12 protein-coding genes and 2 pseudogenes are annotated in these 10,671 nt (G+C 60.8%); 7 read left to right on the top strand and 7 right to left on the bottom strand.

The window, feature by feature from the left end; translation table 11 throughout:
* Positions 1-285: pseudogene (locus tag H146_RS22155) on the top strand (hypothetical protein); the annotation flags it as partial.
* Positions 286-410: 125 nt separating this feature from the next.
* Here the strand turns inward: H146_RS22155 and H146_RS0110285 are convergent.
* Positions 411-638, bottom strand: coding sequence for a hypothetical protein (locus tag H146_RS0110285; RefSeq protein WP_019951792.1), 228 nt, complete (start codon positions 636-638; stop codon positions 411-413).
* A gap of 216 nt (positions 639-854) precedes the next feature.
* On the opposite strand from H146_RS0110285, the gene H146_RS0110280 reads away from it, so the two are divergent.
* Together H146_RS0110280 and H146_RS0110275 are read left to right on the top strand one after the other, a co-directional pair.
* On the top strand, positions 855-1,187 hold the full coding sequence (locus tag H146_RS0110280; RefSeq protein WP_019951791.1) for a helix-turn-helix transcriptional regulator: 333 nt from the start codon (positions 855-857) through the stop codon (positions 1,185-1,187).
* A complete protein-coding gene (locus H146_RS0110275; RefSeq protein ID WP_026351906.1) occupies positions 1,177-2,493 on the top strand; it encodes a type II toxin-antitoxin system HipA family toxin in 1,317 nt (438 codons plus the stop codon). Before H146_RS0110280 ends, H146_RS0110275 begins: the two co-directional genes overlap by 11 nt.
* On the opposite strand, the gene H146_RS22315 is transcribed toward H146_RS0110275, so the two are convergent.
* Both H146_RS22315 and H146_RS0110265 read right to left on the bottom strand, forming a co-directional pair.
* Complete coding sequence (locus H146_RS22315) at positions 2,482-2,607, bottom strand: hypothetical protein (RefSeq protein WP_019951789.1); 126 nt, start codon at positions 2,605-2,607, stop codon at positions 2,482-2,484. The genes H146_RS0110275 and H146_RS22315 overlap by 12 nt on opposite strands.
* A 14-nt stretch (positions 2,608-2,621) precedes the next feature.
* Complete coding sequence (locus tag H146_RS0110265) at positions 2,622-3,803, bottom strand: MFS transporter (protein ID WP_019951788.1); 1,182 nt, start codon at positions 3,801-3,803, stop codon at positions 2,622-2,624.
* A gap of 112 nt (positions 3,804-3,915) precedes the next feature.
* On the opposite strand from H146_RS0110265, the gene H146_RS0110260 reads away from it, so the two are divergent.
* Positions 3,916-4,824 (top strand): helix-turn-helix transcriptional regulator, encoded by a 909-nt coding sequence (locus tag H146_RS0110260; protein ID WP_019951787.1) that lies wholly within the window; start codon positions 3,916-3,918, stop codon positions 4,822-4,824.
* Between the two features lie 250 nt (positions 4,825-5,074).
* On the opposite strand, the gene H146_RS19065 is transcribed toward H146_RS0110260, so the two are convergent.
* A complete protein-coding gene (locus H146_RS19065; protein WP_083920836.1) occupies positions 5,075-5,971 on the bottom strand; it encodes a LysR family transcriptional regulator in 897 nt (298 codons plus the stop codon).
* On the opposite strand from H146_RS19065, the gene H146_RS0110250 reads away from it, so the two are divergent.
* The 3 genes from H146_RS0110250 to H146_RS20710 all read left to right on the top strand — a co-directional run bounded on the left by H146_RS0110250 (position 5,904) and on the right by H146_RS20710 (position 7,284).
* On the top strand, positions 5,904-6,275 hold the full coding sequence (locus tag H146_RS0110250; RefSeq protein ID WP_245558729.1) for a DoxX family protein: 372 nt from the start codon (positions 5,904-5,906) through the stop codon (positions 6,273-6,275). The two genes, H146_RS19065 and H146_RS0110250, sit on opposite strands and share 68 nt — an antisense overlap.
* On the top strand, positions 6,272-6,517 hold the full coding sequence (locus tag H146_RS0110245; RefSeq protein ID WP_019951784.1) for a hypothetical protein: 246 nt from the start codon (positions 6,272-6,274) through the stop codon (positions 6,515-6,517). Before H146_RS0110250 ends, H146_RS0110245 begins: the two co-directional genes overlap by 4 nt.
* Before the next feature lie 128 nt (positions 6,518-6,645).
* A complete protein-coding gene (locus H146_RS20710) occupies positions 6,646-7,284 on the top strand; it encodes a LysE family translocator (protein ID WP_083920835.1) in 639 nt (212 codons plus the stop codon).
* A gap of 320 nt (positions 7,285-7,604) precedes the next feature.
* On the opposite strand, the pseudogene H146_RS19060 reads toward H146_RS20710, so the two are convergent.
* The 3 genes and pseudogenes from H146_RS19060 to H146_RS0110230 all read right to left on the bottom strand — a co-directional run.
* A pseudogene (locus H146_RS19060) lies at positions 7,605-8,462 on the bottom strand (IS1380 family transposase); the annotation flags it as partial.
* A gap of 39 nt (positions 8,463-8,501) precedes the next feature.
* Positions 8,502-8,825, bottom strand: coding sequence for an alpha/beta fold hydrolase (locus H146_RS22455; RefSeq protein WP_019951782.1), 324 nt, complete (start codon positions 8,823-8,825; stop codon positions 8,502-8,504).
* Between the two features lie 113 nt (positions 8,826-8,938).
* Positions 8,939-10,600 carry a PQQ-dependent sugar dehydrogenase gene (locus tag H146_RS0110230; protein WP_019951781.1) on the bottom strand — a complete coding sequence of 554 codons (1,662 nt, stop codon included), beginning with the start codon at positions 10,598-10,600 and terminating at the stop codon, positions 8,939-8,941.
* Positions 10,601-10,671 lie beyond the last annotated feature (71 nt).

Raw genomic sequence — 10,671 nt, 5'->3', positions numbered from 1 at the left:
AACAGTATAGAACCCATCATCGGTCACATGAAAAGCGAAGGATTGCTGTCACGCTGTTATCTGAAAGGGCGCAAGGGCGATCGGATTCATGCGCTGCTGTGTGGTGTCGGCATGAATTTGAGGAAAGTCATGAAGAAGCTCAGGGAGCTTCTTTTTGTCTGTTACTTTTTCCGCTTTTCAGGTCTATTTTGGCGTTATGTCCGGTCAATGATCTTCAATTTTTTGTGCTCATTGGCCAGTATAAGGAGAGCCGAATTCGACTCCCCGGAAAAAATCGGGGTTTAGCAGGGGCGACTAATTAAAGGTCCATGAAAAAGCTTGTGAGTCTTTAAGTGCTTGTTATGAGGTGGCTTGAGGCAGATGCCAGGAATATCGGTAATTTATTATCCCCAAGCCATTTTTATGGAACTTTAATGGCCCTGCTTGCGTAGCCACACATGTACGCCCATGCCCGATAGCGCCACCAGCCCGGCCGCGATCGAGAGCGTGTCGATGGGCATATTCAGTGCAAGGGCAAACCCGCCGAGCGAGGCGCCAAGGGCACCGCCCAGATAAAGGGCAGAAACATTCAATCCCACCGCCAGATTGCCGTCGCCCTGAGCCTCGCGGGTTTTCATCAACTCGTTGTTCTGCGGCACCTGTAACGCTCAGCCCATGGCGCTCCACAGCACGATGGATTCAGGTGATGACCACCAGCTGCCTGAGTAATGAGCGTTTAAAGTTTCATTTCACGGCATTATGGATAATAATATGCCCATATTCTTGCTGTCTCATGCAGGCCGCATCATAGTAAGTACTTTAATACTCACAAGACGTCTAATGAGTATTTAAATGCCCAATTTGACGAGATGGCAATGAAGCGGCCACGCAGCTACTCCCGCGCCACCAGGCAGACACTCTCGATCCTCGGCAAGCTGATCAAGGCTGGTCGTCTGGAGCGGGAGCTCACCGCTGCCGAACTGTCTGAACGCGCCGGCATCTCGCGTAAGACCCTCCGCAACATCGAAAATGGCGAAGCCGGCACCGAGATCGGCATCGTCTTCGAGGTCGCCACACTCGTTGGCGTGCGGCTGTTCGATGTCGACGACCGGGCAGGTGCGATGCATAACGCCCATCTCGAGGAAAAACTGACGCTGCTGCCGAAGCGGGTTCGCCCGAGCAGGCAGGAGGTCGATGATGACTTCTAGGCTGACGCAGCCACGAGAGGCCTATGTCTGGATCTGGTTGCCGGGAGAGACACAACCCGTGGTGGCCGGTCGCGTCACGCAGCACGGCGATCGCTACAGCTTCAACTATGGCGCCAGCTACCTGGCGCGCGATGGCGCGATCCCGATCCATGACCCCGAACTGCCACTGCGCCGCGGCCTGATCGAACCGACCGCTGGCCTGTCGATGGCCAGTTGCCTACGTGACGCCTCGCCCGATGCCTGGGGGCGTCGGGTGATCATCAATCGTCTGATGGGGGGCAAGGCCGCTGGCGCCGCAGCTGACGACATTTCCGAGCTTACCTATTGGCTTGAAGCGGGGTCGGACCGGATAGGTGCCCTCGACTTTCAGCATTCCGCCACGGAATACGTGCCTCGTCTCAAGGCCGAGGCGTCTTATGAAGAGTTGCTGGAAGCGGCTGAACGGATCGAGCAGGGCGCCCCGCTGACGCCAGCCCTCAACCAGGCGTTGAACCACGGCACCTCGATCGGCGGCGCCCGCCCGAAGGCCCTGATCGATCATGGCGATCGCAAAATGATCGCCAAGTTCTCCTCGAGTACAGACATTTACAGCGTCGTGAAGGCGGAATTCATCGCCATGAAGCTGGCATCTGCATGCGAGCTGGATGTTGCTCCGGTCTCGTTAACCGCGGTGGCCGGCAAGGATGTGCTGCTCATCGACCGCTTTGATCGCATCAAGTCAGGGGCTGGCTGGCAGCGAAAAGCGATGGTGTCAGCGCTGACGATGCTCGGCCTTGACGAAATGATGGCGCGCTATGCGTCTTACGAAGACCTTGCCGAAGTCATCCGTCATCGCTTCACCGACCCGAAGCAAACGCTGCGAGAGCTTTACGCCCGGATCGTCTTCAATATCCTGTGCGGCAACACGGACGATCATGCCCGCAACCATGCTGCGTTCTGGGACGGCAGGATGCTCTCGTTGACCCCGGCCTATGACATCTGCCCGCAGGGGCGAACGGGCAACGAGGCGACTCAGGCGATGCTGATCAAGGGCGAAAACCGTATGAGTACGCTGCATAGCTGCCTCACGGCCGCTCCGGCTTTCCTGCTCAATGACCAACAGGCCCAGGCCATCATCGAGAACCAACTCGTTACGATCACCCGTGAATGGGGCGGGGTCTGCGAGCAAGCCAAACTGACCGAGACCGACCGCAGGCTTTTTGCCGGCCGACAGTTTCTGAACAGCTACTGCGTTGAAGGCCTCGGCGCCGCGCATAGCAAGATACTCGATGGCTTTGAGGCCGCACGCGCGCAGTTACTCAGCTGACAAGGCGGCGAGGATCAAGCCCGCTGGCCCGCGCAGCGTGATGAGCGCCATCTCGGCGAGATGATCGTCTTTGGCAGCACCGAACGCCGCCCGGTCGGCGGCGTTCAGTACCACGGAGTGTGGTGAGCTCACGAATCGGGGCAGGCCATGCCGCGTGCATGGGATCGCTTCCACAGCCACACATGCACGCCCATGCCCGATAGCGCCACCAGCCCGGCCGCGATCGAGAGCATGTCAACCGGCAGCTGTAGTGCCAGCGCCAGCCCGCCGAGCGAAGCGCCAAGGGCACCGCCCAGATAAAGGGCAGAAACGTTCAATCCCACCGCCAGATTGCCGTCGCCTTGTGGTTCGCGAGCTTTCATCAACTCGTTGTTCTGCGGTACCTGTAACGCCCAGCCCACAGCGCCCCACAGCGCGATGGGAATCAGCGCCAGCCAGGGGCCGATGGCGAGCAAGAGCGGCAGAGCGATCAGCGCGATACCCAAGAGCAGCTTGATGGCGAAGGTGAGTCTGTGGCCGGAGAAGCGGTCGACCAGCAGACCGATCAGAAAGCTGCCGAGCACGCCGCCCAGACCCCACACCCAAAGATAAAGCGTCACCGAGCGTTGGCCGTGGGCGCCGACCAGTGGTGCCAGGAAGGTGTACATGCCCAGGCTGGCGATGGCGGCGAGCAGTGAGATACCGAGCAGGCCGATGACCCGGCGGTCGGTCAGGATGGAAAGCTTGCGGCGTAGTGGTACCACCGCTGCGGCGGGTAGCGGCGGCAGGCGCAGGATCAGGCCGAGAAGGGCAACCAGCCCTATCAGCGCGATCAACCACAGCGCGGCCTGCCAGCCCCAACGCTCTGCAATCAACAGGCCAAGCGGCACGCCGAGCACGGTGCCGCTCGCCATGCCGCCCATGATGATCGAGATCGTTTTGCCGCGCGCGGCTTCCGGGGCGACGCCCACGGCGGCGGCGATACCGATGGCGAGATAGGTCCCCGCCGCCATGCCGGCCAGTACCCGCCAGACCATCAGGGTAGTGAAGCCGGTGGCCAGCGCGCTGGCCGCATTGGCAATCACGAACAGCCCCAGCATTACAAGCAGCCCGCTGCGCTGACGGTTGGCCGGCAGCAGAGCGACACACAGCGGCGACCCCAGCCCGTAGGCGAGCGTATAGGCGGTGACCAGCTGACCGGCCACCGAAACGGAGACCGCGAAGTCGGTCTGGATCAGCGGGATCAACCCGGCGGTGACATAGGACGCCATGCCCAGCGCGAAAGCGCCAATGGCGACGAGATAAGTGGTGCTGCGTGATGGGTGTGCCATGCGTGCTCTCCGGAAGCGGTGAACCCCTGATTGCGGGTAGAGACGCGTTAGTGTGTGGCCGGCGTGATGGGGTTACAATTTAAGTGTTTATGCTATTACCTGGAACAACAGGATGACGCGGGAACGCAAACTCACCCGGACGCGCCAGGAGCTTGCCGAGTTTCTGCGCACCCGCCGCGAGCGGATCTCACCGCAAGCGGTGGGATTGCCGGCGGGCACGCGCCGGCGTACGCCGGGACTGCGTCGCGAAGAGGTCGCGGCGCTCGCCGGGGTTGGGGTGACCTGGTATACGTGGCTGGAGCAGGGGCGCGAGATAGGCGTGTCGTCGACCTTTCTCGACAACCTGGCGCGGGCACTGCGACTGGACGCGGCGGAGCGGCGCCATCTGTTTCTGCTGAGCCACCAGCGCCCGCCGGTCGAGCCGGGCAAAACCTGGTGTCAGGTGCCGCCGCTGGTGAAGCGGTTGATGGATGATCTGTCGACGCGCCCCGGCTATGTACTCAATCTGCGCTGGGACGTTTTGGCGTGGAACGATGCGGCGGCGCGAGTGTTTGGCTTTGCCGAGCAACCGGCCGAGTACCGTAACCTGCTATGGATGCTGTTCACCGACGCCGGGCTGCGCCGGTTGATCGCCGACTGGTCGGATGAGGCGCCGCGCATTCTCTCCAGCTTCCGACGCGACTATGCGCGGGCGGACGACGACCCTGCCATCGCCAACCTGGTGAAGGAGCTGGTGGCGCTGTCGCCCGAGTTTCGCCACTGGTGGCATCGTCACGATGTGGACGCTCCCTGCCGGGGCGTGCGCGCGCTCGATCTCGATGGGCTGGGCAAGGTCGGCTTCGAGCACACCAGTTTGATCGTCGACGAGGAGCGGCATCTGCGTCTGGTGGTCTATGCCGCCCGGGAAGCCGATCCGCTCGCCGAGGCGTTTGCCGAGTGGATAGGCGAAGAGGCGCTCAAGTCTGGCGAGGAAAGGCCCGGTAGTTTTACTCGGGATGATCCCGCTTATGGCGCGCGCTGAGTGGAAACGGCGGCAGCCAGTTTTCACGACGGATCGTCCACAGCTCGTAGGTTGGCTTTAACTGATTCGGTGTGTCGAGTGTGCCCGGATGTATCTCGACTTCGCCGTCGCTTGTCGAGAAAAACGACGATCCACAGTCGGCTTGTCGATTTGGAAGTCCTGTTATTGAAATTATTGAAAAAGCATAGCGAGTTCTCACTCGCTGCAGACGCAGTGTCGAGATCAGATGTCACGATGCTCGATTACCCCGTCACACCGGGAGGCGCCAGGCGGGAGAATCTACGGCAAATGTCTCGGCCAGAAAATCCACCGTAGCGCGTACGCCCGGCAGCATGCCGCGGCGAGATGGGAACGCCAGATGGATGTTCGCTTCGCGGCTGCGCCAGGTCGGCAGTATCCGCACCAGGCGACCATCATCCAGCGCCGCACGGCAGGCATAGTGGGCCAGGAAGGCGACGCCGAGGCCATCGATCGCCGCTTGTAGCAGAATGGCGAACTCGGTCGCCGCCACCCGCGGCTCGTGATCCACGCTGGCCTTATGGTCTTCGCCGTCGACCAGGTGCCAACGATGATATCCGCTCTGCTCGGATTGGCTGATGGTGGGCCAGGTTGCCAGTTCGGCCGGTATGGACGGCGGATCGCGTTCGTCCAGCAGCGCCGGGCTGGCTACCAGACAGGCATGGCCGCGCGCGAGTTGCCGTATGACCACGTCGGCATCCCCGTCGAGCGTCTCACGCACGCGCAGCGCCACATCGATCCGTTCTTCGATAAGGTCGAGCCGCCGATTACCGACCATGACCTGCACGCGCAATCGCGGATACCGACGCATAAGCTCGGGCAGTCGCTCGGCGAGGAGGCGTTCGACCCCGAGCGGGCAGCCGATCCGGACCAGACCCCGGGGCTCGGCGGTGACCCGGGCGGCTGCGGCCTCCACGGCATCGGCCTGGTCCAGGGCGGCAAGCGCGTGCGCCTGAACTTCTCGCCCTACGGCAGTGACGCTGAACCGGCGCGTCGAGCGTTCGATCAAACGGACGCCCAGGCGCTTCTCGAGCGCCGCGACCTGGGTCGCACAGGGGCTTATTTTCCTCGCCTTTCTGTGGGCGGGATCGGAGAAGCTGCTGTCGCCGATAGTGGATCTTGCCCGCATGTGGCCGTGGACCGGCGATCTGCCGCCACCGATTGTACGAACGCTCGGTGTGATCGACCTGTTGGGTGGAATAGGCGTCCTGTTGCCCGATCTGACCCGCATCAAACCTCGCCTGACGACCGCCGCCGCCGTGGGCTGCGTGCTGCTCCAGCTGTGCGCGATGATCTTTCACATCTCGCGTGGCGAGGCCGAAGACCTGCCGGTCAACCTCGTCTTCCTGGCGTTGCTCGTCTTCATTCTTTGGGGACGTCGCCGCACCTCGGCTATGGCCCGGCCCCCGTCCGACAGCGGAGAACGGCCATGACCAATCGAACGATCGATATCGCGTTCTGGGATTACGACCGCACGCGCCTGCTTTTGGACGGCACCATCCCGATTCAGGGCGCTGAGCCGCGCTTTCACTCCGCGCGCATCGTGCCGCAGATTTTCAAGGCGATGATCGACGGCCATTATGACGTGTCGGAGCTCGGCTTCACCTATTTCCTCAGAACCTTCGTCGACGGGCGCTCGCCTTTTCTGGCCCTGCCCGACATGGACTCTCTGTAAATGGAGATGCGGGTGTGTATGATGTTCTGAATATGCTGTATGAGGAGTATGTTCTTGCTCTAATCATTTCTGGGTGCAACAATACAGCGGAAGCTAACGACAGCTATATCATGAAAAATTGAGAGACAATGGATTTAATAAGCTTGCTTGTTTATTTTTTTGCTGATTTTACGGCATACCTAATACCTGGGCCTGCCGCTTTAGTCGTTTCAATTGGAGCGCTGCTGCATGGTAGGAAGGCCGGATGTGCTTTGACTGCTGGCATCCTAACCGCTGAAACATTTTATTTTGCTCTATCAGCGGCTGGAATTGGTGTTGTGATTGCAAAAAATCAAGAGTTGTTTGCGATAATAAAGTATGCTGGTGCCTGTTATCTAATTTGGCTTGGGGTAAGAGACATTAGGGCTGGTGTTAAGAATCAGTCAAACAGTGGCTATAGTAAAGATTCAGAGGGGGAAGGAGAGGCTCCAAGTATTAAGAGTAGCTATTGGAAGGGGGTTTCTGTAAACATTTCTAATCCTAAAGCCTTGCTGGTTTATCTGGCAATATTGCCACAGTTCGTCGATCCCAGCCGATCGGCATTAATTCAAGTGTCTACTCTATATCTAGTTGGTATGCTTGCTGGTGCTTTGGCTTTCATGATCTATATATTGCTTTCCGATCGCCTACGAAAAAGTTCATCAAGCAGCTTTCCTGTAAAAAAAATAAACATTGCTAGCGGGGTGATGCTTATTGTGATCGGCTTGTTCTTTGGTGTTCTAGGATGAAAGCTTATAGTGCCTTTCAAAACCTACCTTGAAGCTTGTTCAGGCAGACTAGGGAGCAGCCCAGCAGCGTAAAGGCATAATCCCGCCTTATTCACGAGGACGTCGAATCGCGCCGTTATACCCCCATGGCGTCGGCTGCGCCTGCCACCGGCAGCATTGAATGCATGAGGGACACGTCGCTTATGCCCGGCGAGCCATTTTTATGAACTATTTATAACGTAAAGACATTGATGGCATCCCTCCATGCAGCCGTGACCGCCGGCCGCCGGCGCGGTCGCTCGATGTCTGGTCAGTGGCGGGTTTCGCCGGGGTCAAGGCAGTGCCGTCAGCTTCTGCAGGCCCGTGTGGCTGCGAAGTCGGCCGAGGTACTCGATGTCACGATCTTCCAGGGCTTCCAGCGTGTCATTGTCGGTGAAGCCCGCATCGATGCGCACCCGCACCGAGGCTCCGGTGCTCTCGTTGAGCCGTCGGGCCAGAGGCGGGATCCAGGTATCGGCATGTTCGGCCGGGCCGGCATTGCCCTCACGCAGCAGGCCACCCACCATGTCGCCGGTCTCGGCCAGCGAGGCCACCAGCGGCGAGTCGATCCGGGCACCATACAGCCCATGAAAGGCCGAGCCACCCTGGTGACCGTGGACCTCGATCGGCAGGCCGTCGATGTCCAGCATCAGCTGCTCGGGACGCTCGCCATGGTTCAGCGACGTCAGACGCCAGACCACCAGCCGCAGCAGCCCCTCATGCAGCACATCGATGTTGTCGTCGCGGCCCGGGCACGTCAGTAACCGCGACAGCGTGGCCCGAGACGGTCGATCCTGTGCCAATGGCGTCGTCCCGCGCGCATCGCTGCAGGCCAGCTGCCAGAGCGGGTCACGACGCAGGGTGTCGGTATCGCCGAGGTCGATCCATCCCATCGCTCGCTGCAATACCAGGGTACGCAGCTGACCGGCCAGCGAGTGGCGGATACGCAGCGGGTGGCGCGGATCGACCAGGTTGTCCTCGAGCGCCTCGATCACGCCGCTGTTATCGAGGGCTTCACGCAGCAGCAGAGCGCCGCTGTCGCTGTTGGTGCTTTGGCCGTCGAGCTCAACGCGGATGGACCCGTTGCAGGACGGAGTCCAGGGAGACAGGCTTTCACCCATGGCGAGTGGTCCTCCTGAATCAGGTTCTGACTGGAACAGATTGATTCTACAGGAGAAAACCACTCGCCATCTTCGTTTTTATCCCGCCCTCGTGAAATAAGGCGGGTCTATCACATTGCGCTGCACGATAACGTGGGCGTTCGAACAGGCGTGGTAGTCCTGGCTTGGGGCGACGGTGCATCTGGCGGTGCCGGACTGTCGGTCGTATTCCGTACCGGTCGCAGTATCGACGCAATCGATCGCGATTGCCCGATAGCCAGCAGCCGCGACGGCCTCCATCTGCCGTCGCCAGCCGAGCCAGGTATCCGGAAAGCCGTGGCAGAACAGGACAGGCTTGCCTTCACCAAGCTCTGCAACGTGAAGCTCGATACCTCCACCGACGTCCACTTGCGAATGTTGCATCTCCAGGCCTTCCTTGCAGTTATGCTGGCCACACGATGGCCATGTCCTGATGATTGCCTTGATGGCAGGGAAAACCGTCGAGCCGACATGATCGCCTGGCGCGGAGGGTGATGTCATCGAAAAACCGACGACCCACGGGCAGGCGTCACCCGCAACACTCGCCCTTCGGGGCTATCGGTCAGCAGGTAAAGGGCGCCGTCGGGGCCGGTGCGCACATCGCGAATACGCGCTTCCAGCTCGCCAAACAGTCCTTCTACATCTTCGGCCTGGCGGTGGTCGTCGGAAAGCCGTATGCGGTGTACTTCGCGGTTGACCAGCGAGCCCACTAGCAGGTCGCCCCGCCACTCGGGAAACAGCTCGCCGTCATAGCGGGTCATGCCGGAGGGGGCGATCGAGGGCGTCCATTGGTAAAGCGGCGGCTGGATGCCGGGATACGTTTCGAAGGGTGTGATATGGGCGCCGCTGTAATCGAGCCCATGAGTGGTCACCGGCCAGCCGTAGTTGCTGCCCGCCGTGATGATGTTGATCTCGTCGCCGCCTCGCGGGCCGTGCTCATGGGTGATGATCCGGTCGTTATTGTCAACGACCAGCCCCTGCAGGTTGCGATGGCCGTAGCTGTATATCTCCGGGCGGGGCGGTGCATCGGAAAGCTGGTTCAGCGATCCCTGTGGTTCACCTCCCGCCACAAAGGGGTTGTCGTCCGGTACGCTGCCATCCGGGTTGAGCCGTACGATGCTGCCGATATGGTTGCTCAGGTTCTGGGCCTGCTCGCGGTAGTTGAAACCATCTCCCAGTGTCATGATCAGCGTGCCGTCGGCCAGCCACGCCAAACGCCCGCCGAAGTGGGCGTTGCCCTGTTTGGCCGGTTCCACGCGAAACAGCTCCTCGACCTGCTCGAGCCCGTTCTCCCCCAGGGTAGCGCGGGCCAGGCAGGTGTGATTGGCCGCTATGGTGCCGCAGGCGTAGCTTAGATAGAGCTGGCGGTCCTGCGCGAAGGTGGGGGAGGGCAGCACGTCGAAAAGGCCTGACTGGCCGGATGCGAACACCTCGGGCACGCCTGTCAATGAGGGGTTAAGTGTTGCCCCCTCGGCGCTCAGCAGCCTGAGCCGCCCGGGGCGTTCGGTGACCAGCATGCGCCCATCGGGTAAAAAGGCCAGCGACCAGGGGTGTTCGAGCCCCTCTGCGACGGTCTCGATTCGATATGCCGGCGCGGACTCGGCCTGCGCCAGCGCCTCGGAGTTGAGGGAAAAGCCGAACGCGCCGAGTGCCGGCAGCAGCAGTGCCAGCGGTGCTTTGGCGTTGACCCTGTGGGCTGGTGCAGGCCGGTGGCGTTGTAACAGGGCCATTATCACCCCGGCGATGCCGGCACTGACCACCATGGCGAGCGTGCCGGGTATCGTTCTGGTCGCCGCGATCAGCGTGGGAATGGGCGCGAAGTGGTTCACCAGCACAAGGGTGGTGAACAGCGCGGCCATTGCCAGCAGGCCACACAGCGCCACCGGATATCGACCGCTGAACATCATGCGCGACAGTACCAGTGCCACGCCCTGCGATATCAGGAACCCCGGTGAAAAAAGCAGGGCATACACCGGTGCGAAGGTTATCAGGTCCTCGAGGGTGGTCATGAGACGCTGCGCCATGGAAATCTCGGCGCCGATCTGCTGCAGGGCCGCCAGATTGAACTGGGTCTGGACAATGCTGCCCAGCGCAATGCCGACGAGCATTGCGATGAGCAGATGAACGGTCGTGACGCTCCAGGCAGGCCAGTGGCGCATGGATACACCTCTTGAGATGTCGATGAAAAGTGGCAGGGCCGGAAAGCAGGGGAGTTTTATGGCCCCGGCAC

This window comes from Kushneria aurantia DSM 21353 (assembly GCF_000382245.1).
Taxonomy (GTDB): domain Bacteria; phylum Pseudomonadota; class Gammaproteobacteria; order Pseudomonadales; family Halomonadaceae; genus Kushneria; species Kushneria aurantia.
The sequence above is the reverse complement of the archived record's forward strand: the minus strand, read 5'-3'. Positions and strand labels throughout refer to the sequence as shown.